Annotated in this window: 13 protein-coding genes and 1 pseudogene; 9 read left to right on the top strand and 5 right to left on the bottom strand. The window is 70.7% G+C overall.

What is annotated here, in order from left to right:
• The first annotated feature begins 114 nt into the window (after positions 1–114).
• From ACFYZJ_RS10020 to ACFYZJ_RS10010, 3 genes are all read left to right on the top strand, one after another.
• Complete coding sequence (locus ACFYZJ_RS10020; protein ID WP_388565042.1) at positions 115–444, top strand: antibiotic biosynthesis monooxygenase family protein; 330 nt, start codon at positions 115–117, stop codon at positions 442–444.
• A 418-nt stretch (positions 445–862) separates the two neighbouring features.
• On the top strand, positions 863–1,696 hold the full coding sequence (locus ACFYZJ_RS10015; protein ID WP_388565039.1) for a DUF1206 domain-containing protein: 834 nt from the start codon (positions 863–865) through the stop codon (positions 1,694–1,696).
• 276 nt (positions 1,697–1,972) lie between these two features.
• The gene (locus ACFYZJ_RS10010; RefSeq protein WP_388565037.1) at positions 1,973–2,767 is read left to right on the top strand and encodes a polysaccharide deacetylase family protein; all 795 of its coding nucleotides are present in this window, start codon (positions 1,973–1,975) and stop codon (positions 2,765–2,767) included.
• Positions 2,768–2,805: 38 nt separating this feature from the next.
• Here the strand turns inward: ACFYZJ_RS10010 and ACFYZJ_RS10005 are convergent.
• Together ACFYZJ_RS10005 and pip are read right to left on the bottom strand one after the other, a co-directional pair.
• Positions 2,806–3,135: pseudogene (locus ACFYZJ_RS10005) on the bottom strand (NUDIX domain-containing protein); the annotation flags it as partial.
• Between the two features lie 125 nt (positions 3,136–3,260).
• Positions 3,261–4,223, bottom strand: a complete 963-nt coding sequence (pip, locus tag ACFYZJ_RS10000; RefSeq protein ID WP_388565034.1) for a prolyl aminopeptidase — start codon at positions 4,221–4,223, stop codon at positions 3,261–3,263.
• A 402-nt stretch (positions 4,224–4,625) separates the two neighbouring features.
• Between pip and ACFYZJ_RS09995 the strand changes: the two genes are divergently transcribed.
• The gene (locus ACFYZJ_RS09995) at positions 4,626–5,816 is read left to right on the top strand and encodes a PP2C family protein-serine/threonine phosphatase (RefSeq protein WP_388565031.1); all 1,191 of its coding nucleotides are present in this window, start codon (positions 4,626–4,628) and stop codon (positions 5,814–5,816) included.
• A gap of 25 nt (positions 5,817–5,841) precedes the next feature.
• Here the strand turns inward: ACFYZJ_RS09995 and ACFYZJ_RS09990 are convergent, their stop codons facing one another.
• Positions 5,842–6,609, bottom strand: a complete 768-nt coding sequence (locus tag ACFYZJ_RS09990) for an ATP-binding cassette domain-containing protein (RefSeq protein ID WP_388565029.1) — start codon at positions 6,607–6,609, stop codon at positions 5,842–5,844.
• 208 nt (positions 6,610–6,817) lie between these two features.
• Between ACFYZJ_RS09990 and ACFYZJ_RS09985 the strand changes: the two genes are divergently transcribed.
• The gene (locus ACFYZJ_RS09985; protein ID WP_388565027.1) at positions 6,818–7,852 is read left to right on the top strand and encodes a substrate-binding domain-containing protein; all 1,035 of its coding nucleotides are present in this window, start codon (positions 6,818–6,820) and stop codon (positions 7,850–7,852) included.
• Positions 7,853–7,903: 51 nt separating this feature from the next.
• On the top strand, positions 7,904–8,914 hold the full coding sequence (locus tag ACFYZJ_RS09980; protein ID WP_388565025.1) for an ABC transporter permease: 1,011 nt from the start codon (positions 7,904–7,906) through the stop codon (positions 8,912–8,914).
• A gap of 12 nt (positions 8,915–8,926) precedes the next feature.
• Here the strand turns inward: ACFYZJ_RS09980 and ACFYZJ_RS09975 are convergent, their stop codons facing one another.
• Positions 8,927–10,015, bottom strand: coding sequence for a hypothetical protein (locus ACFYZJ_RS09975; protein ID WP_388565023.1), 1,089 nt, complete (start codon positions 10,013–10,015; stop codon positions 8,927–8,929).
• 340 nt (positions 10,016–10,355) lie between these two features.
• On the opposite strand from ACFYZJ_RS09975, the gene ACFYZJ_RS09970 reads away from it, so the two are divergent.
• Entirely contained in the window at positions 10,356–10,844 is a 489-nt protein-coding gene (locus tag ACFYZJ_RS09970; protein WP_388565019.1) for a universal stress protein, read from the top strand.
• Positions 10,845–10,952: 108 nt separating this feature from the next.
• Here ACFYZJ_RS09970 and ACFYZJ_RS09965 read toward each other — a convergent pair whose 3' ends face one another.
• Entirely contained in the window at positions 10,953–11,675 is a 723-nt protein-coding gene (locus tag ACFYZJ_RS09965) for a hypothetical protein (RefSeq protein ID WP_388565016.1), read from the bottom strand.
• A 314-nt stretch (positions 11,676–11,989) separates the two neighbouring features.
• Between ACFYZJ_RS09965 and ACFYZJ_RS09960 the strand changes: the two genes are divergently transcribed.
• Together ACFYZJ_RS09960 and ACFYZJ_RS09955 are read left to right on the top strand one after the other, a co-directional pair.
• Entirely contained in the window at positions 11,990–12,682 is a 693-nt protein-coding gene (locus tag ACFYZJ_RS09960; RefSeq protein WP_388565013.1) for a hypothetical protein, read from the top strand.
• Between the two features lie 161 nt (positions 12,683–12,843).
• Positions 12,844–13,317: a hypothetical protein gene (locus ACFYZJ_RS09955; protein ID WP_388565010.1), complete on the top strand. Its 474-nt coding sequence runs from the start codon at positions 12,844–12,846 to the stop codon at positions 13,315–13,317.
• Positions 13,318–13,390: the final 73 nt, after the last annotated feature.

Here is a 13,390-nt window from a genome sequence, read left to right as displayed (position 1 = left end):
AGAAGTCCTTGGCGGACCTGCGCGCCGTGGACTCGCCGCGTTCGGTCGCGCCCGTTGCGCACGAGCGGACGAGCCGCTCGGCGTCCGGGGGCCGCCCTGCGGCAGGATGGGACCATGAGCGTAGTCAAGATCAACGTACTGACCGTCCCCGCCGAGCAGCGGGAGACGCTGGAGAAGCGCTTCGCCTCGCGTGCCCGCACCGTGGAGAGCTCCGACGGGTTCGAGTGGTTCGAACTCCTCAGGCCGGTCGACGGCACCGACAACTACCTGGTCTACACCCGGTGGCGGGACGAGGAGTCCTTCCAGGCCTGGATGGAGGGCCCCATGAAGGCGGCCCACCAGGGCGGAGACGCGGCAGGGGGCGAACGCCCCAGGCCGGCGGCGAGCGGATCCACGCTGTGGTCCTTCGAGGTCGTACAGCAGGCGGCGCCCAAGAGCGAGTAGGCCGGTCGTCACGGGCCGGCGGTCGTGGACCCCGGCTCCGTGCGCGAAACCGCCGGCTGACCGGGAGCCGGTGGGCAGCGGTCCTGGGTGGCAGATACACGCCGCCGGCCAGGGCCGCTCACCGCTGAGGTCATCGACCCCGCCACGGAGCGCACGCCACGATCGTCGGCGTACCGAGCCAGGCCGCCGGGAAGGACGCCATGACCGGGTACGCCATAGCCCACCTGGGGGAAGCCGCCCCCCCACCCTGAGATCGTCGAGTACAGCGAGCGCATCACCGCCACCTTCCTGGTCCGGGGTACGCCAGGTGCGCGGGTCCCGCTTCCCCTCCCCTCCGTAGCCGCCGCTCCTCACCGGCACGCGCGGGAGTCCGGTGTGTCAACCCCGCGTGGGGGCACCCGGATTCGGGGAGGTCGAGATGAACACGAGTGCCATGGCCCATACCCGCCGGATGCAGGCCGGGCGCGAGGTCGGCTCGCTGACGGGGGCCGCTGCCCGGGCGGGGCTGGCCGCGCGCGGGGTGATCTACGTGCTGGTCGGTGTACTGGCACTGCGGATCGCGTTCGGCGACGGCGGGCAACAGGCGGACCGCAGTGGTGCGCTCGCCGAGATCGCCGATGAGCCGTTCGGTGCCGTACTGCTGTGGGTGCTGGGCGTCGGGCTCGCCGGCATGGCGGTGTGGCGGTTGTCCGAGGCGGTGTTCGGCTCCGTCGGGCCGGACGGCCGCACGGTGGCGAAGCGGCTGACGGCGCTGGTCCGGTGCGCGTTCTACGCCTTCGTCGCCTGCTCCGTGCTGTCGTTCGCGACCGGTTCCGGCACCGGGGGCACCTCCAGCGACGAGCAGTCCAGGGACGTGACGGCCAGGGCTCTGAGGATGCCCGCCGGTCAGTGGATCGTGGGCGCCGTCGCGGTCGGGATCGTCGTGGCGGGTGTCTGGATCGGGGTACGGGCCGTCAGGCGCAAATACCACGACGATCTCAAGCTCGGCGAGATGTCCCCGGGCCTGAGGCGTCTGGTGGACGTCGCCGGCGTGGGCGGAGGCGCGGCGCGCGGACTGGTGTTCGCCGCGGCGGGGGCCTTCGCGCTCCGCGCCGCGGTCGATTACCGGCCTGACCGGGCCAAGGGACTCGACGACACACTGCGATCGTTCGCCGACACCCCGTTCGGTCCGTGGCTGCTGGTGCTCGTCGCGGCCGGGGTCGTACTGTTCGGCCTCTTCTCCTTCGCGCTGGCGCGCTGGCGCCGGGTCTGAGCGCGCCGCTCATCTCGTCGTGGAGGCAGGGCAGTTCACCGGCGTGATGCAGGGGGTGCCCGACAACTCCCGCCATTGCGCGTATCCTTCTGCCTTGGCCGGCGGCTCGTTGCCGGGCCGTCACCACGATCAGCCGTCCGCGCCGGGGGCCGCCGCCGCTCTGTCGTGAAATCCCCGCGGAATTGTCCGTGATCGGTAACAGAGGGATCCCGTAAGGGTCTTCTTCCGTCCTGATGGGTGCACGTGACCACAGAGACGACGAGGAGCGGGGCGGACATGATGCGGCGTGGCGGACGGGGTTGGCACGGGCGGGTGCTCGCGGCTGCGATCGGGGTGACGGCGGTGGCGACCGCCACCTCGGTGTGGACCGCGCAGGCCGGCCCCGCCGATGAGCCCGGCGCGCGAGCGGACGTCCGGGCGCACTCCTCCGCGCCGAACTCCCCGGCCCAGGGTTCCGCGAAGACGCCGGTGTCCGCGGACATCGCCCACGCCTCCGACCGGGGCACCCACGGGGTCAACATCACCATCGACGACGGTCCGGACCCCGTCTGGACGCCGCAGGTGCTCAAAGTGCTGCAGGACAACGGCGTGAAGGCCACCTTCTGCATGGTGGGCACGCAGGCCCAGGCGCACCCGGATCTGGTCAAGGCGGTGGTGGCGGCCGGGCACCGGCTGTGTGACCACACGGTCTCCCACGACACCGCCATGGACAAGAAGTCCGAGGCCTACCAGTCGCAGCAGATCCTGGGCGCCGAGCGGACGATCACTCAGGCGTCGGGGGGTGTTCCGCCGCAGTACTACCGGGCCCCGGGGGGCGCCTTCACGCCCTACAGCCGCCACCTCGCCGCCTCCCACGGAATGCGGCCGCTGGGCTGGAACGTCGACTCCAAGGACTTCGAACGTCCCGGGACCGCCGCCATCGTGGCCACCGTCAAGAGCGAGATCCACAACGGGCCCACTCTCCTCTTCCACGACGCGGGCGGGGACCGCTCCCAGACCGTGGCCGCCCTGCGCGAGATCCTCCCGTGGCTGAAGCAGCGGGGATACTCCTTCGGGTTCCCCGTGCGCTGAACTCAGCCCACCGGACGCGAGGTCCGAGGCGCGACCTGTCAACCGCCCGTCGCATGCGTGCCGTTGGAGCCCAGCGGGTGGAAGCGGGCGGGTGGATGGTCGATCGGCATCTCGGGGCGCCATGCGGTGAGGCACTGGGCGCTCGGGACGAACAGGCCGTTCGGGAGACGGTCGAGCGGCCACCACCGCCAGTCGCCGACCGGCTCCCCGGGCTGATCGGCGGGCTCGCCGGACCAGGCGGTGACCAGGGCGGCCACGGTCGCCCTCACCACACCCCCGACGTCGTCCAGGAGCATGCCGAGCAGTACGACGTCCTCCTCCCGCACGGTGCAGCCGGTCTCCTCCCCCACCTCGCGGACGAGGCGATCCAGGCTGCCGAGTTCGTGGGTTCGGCGTCCACGGTGCGGTCCTTCCCGGCGCACGGGCCGGCGTCAGAAGGCAGGGGGTGGTGGGGAGCGGTCAGGTCCGCGACCGGGGGCGGCGTGCGGCACGTTCAGCGGTGTGCATGGGCGTCCGTCACCGCCACCAGTGCGTCCGCCATGGCCGGTGCCCCGGTCGTGTGGCCCACGTCGTCCACGACGATGAGCTCGCTGTCCGGCCATGCGTGGTGGAGCCGCCATGCCGTGCCGAGCAGGTTGCCGAAGTCGAGGCTGCCCTGCACCAGCGTGCCGGGAATGCCCTTCAGGAGGATCGCGTCGCGGAGGATGACGCCCTCGTCGTTGCCGTCGCCCAGGAAGTGGTCGTTGCCCCAGTAGTGGGTGACCGTCCTGGCGAAGCCCATGCGGAACACGGGGTCCTCGTAGCGCTCGACCGATCGCGGTGGCGCCGGGATCGTCGCCGTCTCCCAGTCGGTCCATGCCCGCGCCGCGCGGGACCGTACCGCCGGGTCCGGGGACTCGATCAGCCGGTTGCAGGCCGCCGCGAGGTTGCCCTCGCGGTCCTCCTCGGGCAGCGCGGCCAGGAATCGCCGGAAAGCGTCCGGGTAGATGCGCCCGAGTCCCCTGGTGAGCAGGTTCACTTCCCGGTTCGAGCCCGTCGCGACCGCCGTCAGGACCAGTTCCGATACCGCCTGCGGGTGTGTCTGCGCGTAGCGGAGCCCGAGCACCGAGCCCCACGACGCGCCCCACACCAGCCATCGTTCGATCCCGAGGTGCCGCCGCAGCCGCTCCAGGTCGGCGATGAGGTGGGCCGTCGTGTTGACGCTCATGTCGGTGTCGTACGCGCTCGCGTGCGGGGTGGAACGGCCGCAGCCGCGCTGGTCGAGCAGCACGATGCGGTACGCCGCCGGATCGAAGTGGCGCCGGTGTCCCGCCCCGCACCCCGAACCGGGGCCGCCGTGCAGCATGACGGCGGGCTTGCCGCGCGGGTTTCCGCAGACTTCCCAGTAGACGCGGTTGCCGTCGCCGACGTCGAGCATGCCGTGGTCGTACGGTTCGATCTCCGGATACAGGCCCATCGCAGCACGGTAAGGCCCGCGCCGACATCCTCGCTGCCCCTTTTCGCACACCGTGACCGGGCGGTCCGCGCCCCCTGGTTTGCGTGGGGTCCCCCGATGCGTGCGGTGCGGCTCGGCATCCCTCGCGCGGACCACAACGTCTAGGATTGCACTGAAGATCCGGGTATGCCCCTTGCCCGAGCAGTCGTCGGATCGCGCTGTCGAGCCGCACCAAGCCCGTGGTCTTGATCAGGCTCTGCCAGGAGTTCTCGTGAACAGGCCGTGTGAAGGGATCCGCCCGGGCTGCCGTCCGGTCCCGGGGCGCACCCTCGTGCCGCCGTCACCGGCGGTCGCCGTCACCGGGGCGGAAGCCGGGCGCCCGGGATGCGCGCCGTCCCCGTTCCGTGCCGACGGGAGCGCGCCGTGAGGTGGTCGGGGCACCGGGAGGCCGAAAGCCGCCGGGCGCCGCGGCTCAGCAGCACGGGTCTGCAGGTGCCGCGTCCGCCCGTATGGCTGCGGTGGCTGCCGGCGCTCTACGTCGCGGGCGTCCTGGTGCTCGAGCCGGTCACTCCCGTGCAGTGGCCGGTGAGCTTCCTGCTGATCGCCCTCCCCGTCGTCGCCGCCTACGCCCACGGTCCCGCCACCGTCGCCGCCATCACGGTGTTCGCCGTCGGGTTCGAGGGTGTGCTGGCCGGCACCCCGTGCTGTGCCGGCCGCATGGTGGGGTATCTGTGGGAGCGCCACTACGTGGCCGCCTACATCTCCACCATGCTGGTAGGCGTCCTGGGCACGATTCTGGCGGCCAGCCGGATGCGCCGGGAGCGCACGCTCGCCACCGTACGGTCCGTGGCCGAGACCGCACAGCGGGTGCTGTTGCGCCCCGTGCCCCACCGCCTGGGTCAGGTGTCGATCGAGACGCTGTACCTGTCCGCCGCCGCGGAGGCGCGGATCGGTGGTGATCTGTACGAGGCGGTGCCCACCGCGTACGGGGTCCGCCTGCTCATCGGTGACGTCCGGGGCAAGGGCCTGGTGGCGGTGGAGACGGCTGCCACGATGCTCGGCGCCTTCCGTGAGGCCGCCCATGACGAGCCCGACCTGGCCGCGGTGGCGCGCCGGGTCGAGAGGAGCATGACCCGCAGGGCCACCGAACTCGCGGGCAGCGAGGTGGCGGAACGCTTCGTCACCGCGGTGTTCGCCGAGGTCCCCGACCACGAGCCCGTGGTCCGCATCGTCAACTGCGGCCACCCCCCTCCGCTGCTCATCGGCCCGAACGGGGTCACCGAGCTGAACTCGGCCGATCCCTCACCGCCCATCAACCTCGGCGTCCTGGTCGGGGACGACTACCACGTGGACGTCAGCCCCTTCCACCCCGGCGAACAGCTGCTGCTGTACACCGATGGCGTCACGGAGACGCGCGACCGCACGGGGGCGTTCTACCCGCTGGCCGAGCGGGTCCGGTCGTGGGCCGCATTCCCTCCCGGTGAACTTCTCGAACGTCTGCACAAGGATCTGCTGGCCTACAGCGACGCGAACCTCGACGACGACACCGCCGCGCTCGCCGCCTACCGGCTTCCCGGTGACACCCACGAGGAGGCCGGGCCGCACCGGCGGTGACCGGTGGCGCCCGGCTCGGTGGGTGTCAGAGGCTGCTGGTGACGCCGATGATCGAGGAGATGATCCGGTCCTGGGGTGTGGTCGGCACATGGAAGAAGCCGTTGTTGCGACCGAGCCGCAGCACCGCGGCGCGGTCCGCGACGGCCTTGACGTCTCCCATGTTGTGACTGATCAGGATGACACCCACCCCCCGCTCGCGCAGTTCGTCGACCAGGTCCAGGACGTGGCCGGCCTGCTGGACGCCGAGTGACGCGGTCGGCTCGTCCAGAAGGACGGCCTTCGGTTCGCCGAGCAGTGCGCGGGAGATCGCGACGGTCTGTCGTTGCCCCGCCGACAGGGAGGCCACCGGGGTGCGCATGTCGGGGACGCGTATCCCCATGGCGTCCAGTTGCCGACGTGCCTCCTTGCGCATGCCGCCCTTGTCCATGAGCCGCAGCAGGCGGCCCCGGGCGCCGCGGTGTCTCTGTTCGCGTCCCAGGTAGAGGTTCTCGGCGACGTCCAGGCCGTCGCACAGGGCCAGGTTCTGGTACACCGTCGCGATACCGAGGTGCCGGGCGGCCCGGGGCGTCCTGATCTGCACGGCCTGTCCCTCCCACTCGATGACGCCCTTGTCGGCGGGGACAACGCCCGCGATGATCCGGACGAGGGTGGACTTGCCCGCCCCGTTGTCCCCCATGAGGGCGACGACCTCGCCCTTGTGGACCTCCAGCTCGACGTCCTCGAGTGCCTGGACCGCGCCGAACCGCTTGGAGATGCCGCGCAGCGCAACCAGAGGCGGCTCAGTCACGTGCACCTCACCTTCCGCGTACGGCGGGGACGCCGTACAGCCGGACTGATCACCAGAATATCCGAGCAATGAGCCCTTTCGGGGATACATCAGGTATATGCCAACAACTCTAGATTGTGTCGTCTTTACCTGGGCATTTGCGAATAGTCTCGGCTCATGATGGAGGTCACAGAGGCTCGTGTGACGCCGGCCCCGGCCGGAGGAGGGCTGACCCATGACACACGACCGTGCGGGCCGCGAACGTACCCGGCGGCGCCGGCGGCGAGGGGTGACGCTGCTCGTCGTGGGGGCGCTGGCCTGTGGCGCCGCCGCCTGCGGCGAGGGCAACGGCACCGGTGGCGAGGGAGCGCACCAGATCACCATCGGTCTGGTGACCAAGACCGAGGCCAATCCGTTCTTCGTGGCGCTGCGCCATGCCGCCACGGCCGCGGCGCACAGGAACCACGCCCGGCTGGTCGCCCTCGCCGGCAAGTTCGACGGGGACAACGAGGGCCAGGTGAACGCGGTGGAGAGCCTCATCGCGCGCGGCGTGAAGGGCATTCTGATCACGCCGTCCAACACGACGGGGATCCTGGGCGCCGTCAGGGAGGCCCGCCGACAGGGCATTCTGGTGATCGCGCTGGACACCGCGACACAGCCGGAGAACGCGGTCGACGGCACATACGCGACGGACAACTTCAAGGCCGGTCGCCTGCAGGGCGAGTATCTCAAGGCGGTGCTCGCCGGCCGGGCCCCCAAGGTGTTCGTGCTGGACGGTACGCCGGGCTCGGAGGTCAACCAGGACCGCCACAACGGGTTCCTCGACGGCTTCGGGCTGAAGGACGGCTCACCGGCGATCGTCGGCCGGGCGGACGCCAACGGGGACCGGAACACGGCGCAGGCCGCGACGGAGAACCTGCTGCTGCGCTCGAGCGACGTCAACACGGTCTACACCATCAACGAGCCGGTGGCGGCCGGTGCGTACGGAGCCATCGCGGCCCGGGGGCTGACCCGGCAGGTGACCATCGGCTCCATCGACGGCTCGTGCGACGGGGTCCGTGACGTCAGGGCGGGCACGCTCGCGGCGACCGTCATGCAGTTCCCGATCAGGATGGCGACCGACGGCGTGGACGCGGTGATCGCGTTCGCCAGGACCGGAAAGAGGCCGTCCGGTTTCACCGACACGGGCACGGTGCTCATCACGGACAAGCGGGTGCGCGGTGTGCCGTCGCAGAGCACCGCCTGGGGGCTGCAGCACTGCTGGGGATGACGTACTCCCGTCATCGGGTCGCCGAGCGGGTCGAAGGGATCGGAACAGCTCATGAGGTCACCCGTCACCACCCGCGCCGCCGACGGTGATGCGCGCACCCGGCTGCGGGACATGTTCCGGTACGCCTTTCGCACTCCGGCCGTCGGCCCACTGGCGGCTCTGGTCATCGCCGTGGTGGCGTTCGCGGTCACCACCGAGACGTTCCTGACACCGCAGAACCTGTCGCTGGTGCTGCAGCAGTCCATCGTGGTCGGCACACTGGCGCTGGGGCAGTCCCTGATCATCCTGACCGCGGGCATCGACCTCGCGAACGGAGCGATCGCGGTGCTCGGCACGATCGTCATGGCCAAGCTGGTCGCCGACGGCGGCAACTCCGTGACCGCCCTGGTGCTCGGCCTGGTCGTGGCGACCCTCGTCGGGCTGGTGAACGGACTGCTCGTGTCCCGACTGCGCCTGCCGCCCTTCATCGTGACCCTGGGGGCGCTGACCGTCGTCTACGCCGCCGCCAGACTCTACTCGCAGTCCCGCAGCTATCCGGTGACCTCCGGCCTGCTCCTCTTCTGGGGCAACGGTGTCGGCATCGGTGGTGGGTACGTCACCTGGGGGACGTTTCTGCTCGTGGGCCTCTACGTCTTCTTCTGGTACGTCCTCACCCAGACCGCGTGGGGCCGGCACATCTACGCCGTCGGCAACGCACCGGAGTCCGCCCGCCTGACCGGCATCGACGTGCGGCGCACGGTTCTCTCGGTCTACGTCACGGCCGGATTGCTGTACGGCGTCGCCGCCTGGCAGTCCCTCGGCCGTATCCCGAACGCCGACCCCAACTCGTACCAGACGGCGAACCTGGAGAGCATCACCGCGGTCGTTCTCGGCGGCACGAGCCTCTTCGGCGGCCGGGGAAGCGTCATCGGCACGCTCATCGGGGCGCTCATCGTCAATGTGCTGCGTTCCGGGCTCACCCAGGCGGGTATCGACAGCCTCTACCAGGACGTGGCGACCGGAACCCTCGTCGTCGTGGCGGTCGGTGTGGACCAGATCCTGCGCAGGAGCGGTCCGCGCTGACGCCGGGGCGCGTCACGGCCGGTTGGGGACGTCAAGGCGTTCCGGAGTCGGTGTTGTCGGTGTTCCCGGAATCGGCTTGTCCGGGCCCGGCTTGTCCGGGCCCGGCTTGTCCGGGCCCGGCGTGTCCAGGACCAGCGTGTCCAGGACCGGCGTGTCCAGGACCAGCGTGTCCAGGACCGGCGTGTCCAGGACCGGCGTGTCCAGGACCGGCGTGTCCAGGACCGGCGTGTCCAGGACCGGCGTGTCCATCGAGTCCGGCGGGCCGGTGAGTGTTCGCTGCTGGGGCAGCCTCGCAGATGACGGCTCGTCATTCAGCGTGAGCCGGATCGTCTCGGTACGTTCGCCGTCGGGGTGCACAGCCGCGGCGGCCGGTCTCCTCCCGATGCGCAGTACGGCCCACACCCGTCGTCGCAGGCTGCGGCCGCGCCCGTGGAGCAGGCCCAGGACGATCGCCGCGGCCACCGCGATCAGGTGCTCCCGACCGGCCAGGTTCGGTATGGCGATGGACTCCCACACCATCGACCCGCCGGTGAGGGTGAACACGACGGGCGCGCGCCGGACGACGGAGAGATAGGTGAACAGGCCCACGACCGCGGCGGACGGTCCCGTGTCGAGCACCCGCCCGATCTCGGGCGGCAGCCCCAGCCCCCACCAGCCCGGCCCGAGCGCGATCATCACCCGCACGGTGAGAGTGCCGGCGAGTGTGGTCGCGTACGCGACGACCAGTGTGCGGGCACGGCCCAACGCCAGTTCCGCCAGCGCGAAGGCGAGGAACAGCTGGGTGATGCCGGCCCAGACGGGCAGGTCCAGGGCCGGGACGTACAGCGACACGGGGGTGCGCAACAGGGCGAGCCACAGCGGTAGGTCGGCGTAGACGCCGCCGAGGAGCCGTACCGCCACAGCACCGGTCGGATGCTGCGCGATCGCGTGGAAGAAGATCACACCTAAGGCGGCGACGAAGGCAAGCACGAGCCCGGACAGCCCGCGCCGCAGCAGTTGCCGTACGGGATCGACGACGATGCCGTACCACTCACCCCGCACTGTGCGCCCGACGAACAGCGCGGCACGCAGCAGCGCGGCGCGCACCGGTGTGGCGCGCACCGGTGTGGCGGCCGCTCCGCCCCGAGCGCCGACGCCCGCGGCGGACGGAGCCGTGCCGCCGTGTGGTCCGCTGCCCCGCGTGCCGTGGTCCGCGGCACTGTCGTGAGGCCTTTCCACCCCTTGACGCAAGGACTTCCCCCCCAACGCCCCCAGAACGCACAATTGTACGGGTCTGAAATCTAGCGGCTCGTCCCGCTGATGCCAGGTTCGGGGACTCCGTGTCGCGGTGGCCGGTTCGGTCCGGTGGCCGTTCCGGCTTGGCTCCTTGCCACCCCTCGGCGTTGTGGGGATTCTGCACACGATCGATACCCCGTCCGCCGCCCCCGCACCGGAGCCGCCCATGAGCGTCGTCGTCTGGATCACCGAAGGCACCTGGCCCGCCTGTGTGGACGCCGCGCTCGGCCGCGCCGCCCCGGGCGAGGAGATCGTGCTGCTGTACGTGCGCGACGACACGGTCGCCGAGACGGCGCACGGCGCGTTCGCCGGGCTCCTCGGCCGTGGTCGTCCCGAGCGGGATCCCGGGAACCGGATCGAGGGGCTGTCGGAGGCGGCCGCACGGCACCTGCTGGATGCCGCGGCGCGACGTCTGGGTCGCCCGGCCCGCCAGATCCTCACCCATGGCCGTACGGAGCACAAGGTCGTCGAGGCGGCCATCGGTGCGGATCTGCTGATCTGCGCACGGGACGGCGACCGTTCCCGGCTCGGCCCACGCAGTCTCGGCCCCGCCACTCGCTTCGTGGTCGACCACGCGCCCTGTCCGGTGCTGCTGGTGTGGCCGGGAGAGGCCCCGTCGACGGAGTTGCCGCCGCCTCCCCCGCCTCATCGCTGACTCGACGTGTCACCGTGTCACCGTGTCACCGAGGCCCGGACAGACCGGAACCCCGGCCCGATTCCGGCGGGCCGGGGTTCTCGTTCTCCATGACAGGTGGTGACTCGGTCAGTCCCAGTCGTGGTCGTTGTCGTGGTCGTGGTCGTGGTCGTTGTCGTGGTCGTGGTCGTGGTCGCGGTCGCGGCTGTAGCCGTCGCGTTCGAAGGCGCTGCAGCGGTCGCCGCGGAAGCCCTCGCCGCCACCGAAGTCGTCATCCTCTCCGAAGCCCTCGCCGAAGCCACGACCGCCGCGGCGGTCGCAGATCACGCGGAAGCTGCCCACCACGCCGTGCTTGACCTTCACACCACCGTGGACGGGGTGCGGATGCACGCCGTCGCTCTGGCTCCACGGGCCGACGACGGCGATGGGAGCGCCGTTGTCGCAGGTGACCCCTCTGAACACCTCAACGGTGTGCCTGCTGTCGTTGACGATGTTGATGCTGTTGGAGCCGAGGCCACTGAGGATCGGCACGCAGCCGTCCGGGATGGCCGGGAAGTCCCGCTCGTTGATGTGGATCCGGCCGATGTGGCGCAGACGCAGGTGGCGGTGGTGGTGGCGGTGGTGGTGCTCGCCCTCGTTGCCCTTGGCGTTGTTGTTGTTCTCGTTGTTGTTGTTGTTGTTGCCGTTGTTGTTGCCGTTGCCTTCGAGGGCGGCGGCCGGGGCGGCGGCCTGCTGGACGACCGAGGCCGAGTGGGCGGGCTCGGATGCGGCCGAAGCGTAGGTGATGCCAGTGGCCACCAGGGCCGCGCCGGCCGCGATCGCGGCGGTTACTGCAGTGGAACGCGTTGCCATGTCACTTCTCCTGTCTCAGACACGTCGGCTGTGAACCGATGCGAGACTGAAGTTACATATCGCCGCGAAGCTGACTGCATCCGACATACCGACCATATGACGAACTACCCTGTCGGAGTAACGGCCCGTCTCGCGGCCTTCGGGGCAACAAGGCTGGAGCCCCGGCTCACGCACTGATGAGGCGTCAGCACAGCGCCGAGACGTACGACTGACTAGGAACCGAGGAACAAGTACCTCCCCTCGCCCGTACCATCTGTGCGCCGGGGGGACACTGTGCAGCAACATCGCCGTAGGCGAGAAAGGTGAGTCACGCCATGTCCGAGACCACGACCGCGACTTCCGAACTGACATCGCAGTACGCCGCCCAAGTGGCCGGCGATCTCGAGCGCAATGTGAAGGAACAGGAACGCATCAGTGCCGAAATCACCGCGCTGCAGGAGCAGTTGGCGACGCTGCAGCATGACAACGCGGTGCTGGTGACCATGCAGAACGCACTCGGTATTCCGACCGCCCCCGTGGAGCCCGTCGCCGCGCCCGACAGCGCCACGGTGCCCGCTCCGCGGAAGAAGTCCCCTGCCGGATCCGGCACGGGCAGGCAGCCTCAGGCGAAGAAGAAGGCCGCCGCCGGGCAGACGCGTGCGACGGGCCGGAAGACCGTCGGCAAGAAGGCCGCGGCCAAGAAGACGGAGGCCACGAAGGCTGAGACCGCCAAGACGGCGACCGCCAAGACGGAGGCGGGCCAGCCCACGCTGGTCGAACTCGTGCGGGCCCACCTCGGCGAGCAGAGTGAGCCGCGTTCCGCCGCGGAGGTCGCCGACGCGCTCGGCAAGGCCCACCCCGAGCGTGGCATCAAGACCACCGTCGTACGGTCCACGCTCGAAGGGCTCGTGGCCAAGAAGCACGCCCAGCGCACCAAGCAGGGAACCGCTGTCTTCTACACCGCGTCGGACGCCGCCGAGCCGACCACGGCGAGCGAGGCCGAGGACGGGCCGGAGCAGGGCCGGTAAGGCCGCCCAGTGTGATGCGTGTGCTGCTGGTCGGCGGGACGTCGAATGTCGGGAAGTCCACCGTCGCCCGGGAGTTGGCGGACAGACTCGGGTTCGCGTACCGATCGACGGACGGGCTGGCGCGGCACCCGGGGAGGCCGTGGCGGACTCCGGAGTGGGAGGTGCCGGCACATGTCACCGAACACTACGCGGCCCTGACGGTCGAGGAGTTGACCGAGTCCGTGCTCGGTCACTACGAGCGACTCCGGCCGCGCGTCGCGGAGTTGATCGCGGCCCATGCCGATGAGGACGGTACCGGGCCCGGGCTGGTCCTCGAGGGGTCGGCGCTCCTGCCCGATCACGTGGCGCGGTTGCCGGGTTCGGGCACGGGTTCGGGCACGGTCGCGGTGTGGCTCACCGCGGACGTGTCCGTCGTACGGGCGCGGGTGTACGCGGCCGGGCAGTACGACGCGGCCACGCCGTCGGAGCGGCTTGTGATGGACAAGTTCGTGGCCCGTTCCGAACGCTTCCAGAGCATCGTCCTCGACGCCGTCGACAGGCTCGGGCTGACCCGCCTCGACGTGGGAGGGGGCCGGCCGGTCGGCGAGGTGGCCGACGCCGTGCTCGACGCCGTCGGCGTGCGGGACAGGAGGTGAGCCTCGCCCAGGACGATATGCCGTTCGGGCGCGTCCTGGTGGCGAGCCTTCCCGCACGGCGGCTTGCTGGTGT

Origin of the sequence: Streptomyces sp. NPDC001848, assembly GCF_042891915.1 — a bacterium.
Classification (GTDB): domain Bacteria; phylum Actinomycetota; class Actinomycetes; order Streptomycetales; family Streptomycetaceae; genus Streptomyces.
This window is presented reverse-complemented; position numbering and strand designations above follow the sequence as displayed.

Excerpts from the sequence above, each read along its gene's own strand:
- pip (WP_388565034.1), bottom strand. The coding sequence starts at position 4,223 with ATGGGCCTGTATCCGGAGATCGAACCGTACGACCACGGCATGCTCGAC.
- ACFYZJ_RS10010 (WP_388565037.1), top strand. The coding sequence starts at position 1,973 with ATGATGCGGCGTGGCGGACGGGGTTGGCACGGGCGGGTGCTCGCGGCT.
- ACFYZJ_RS09965 (WP_388565016.1), bottom strand. The coding sequence starts at position 11,675 with ATGGCAACGCGTTCCACTGCAGTAACCGCCGCGATCGCGGCCGGCGCG.
- ACFYZJ_RS10020 (WP_388565042.1), top strand. The coding sequence starts at position 115 with ATGAGCGTAGTCAAGATCAACGTACTGACCGTCCCCGCCGAGCAGCGG.
- ACFYZJ_RS09985 (WP_388565027.1), top strand. The coding sequence starts at position 6,818 with ATGACACACGACCGTGCGGGCCGCGAACGTACCCGGCGGCGCCGGCGG.
- ACFYZJ_RS09970 (WP_388565019.1), top strand. The coding sequence starts at position 10,356 with ATGAGCGTCGTCGTCTGGATCACCGAAGGCACCTGGCCCGCCTGTGTG.
- ACFYZJ_RS10015 (WP_388565039.1), top strand. The coding sequence starts at position 863 with ATGAACACGAGTGCCATGGCCCATACCCGCCGGATGCAGGCCGGGCGC.
- ACFYZJ_RS09980 (WP_388565025.1), top strand. The coding sequence starts at position 7,904 with ATGAGGTCACCCGTCACCACCCGCGCCGCCGACGGTGATGCGCGCACC.
- ACFYZJ_RS09960 (WP_388565013.1), top strand. The coding sequence starts at position 11,990 with ATGTCCGAGACCACGACCGCGACTTCCGAACTGACATCGCAGTACGCC.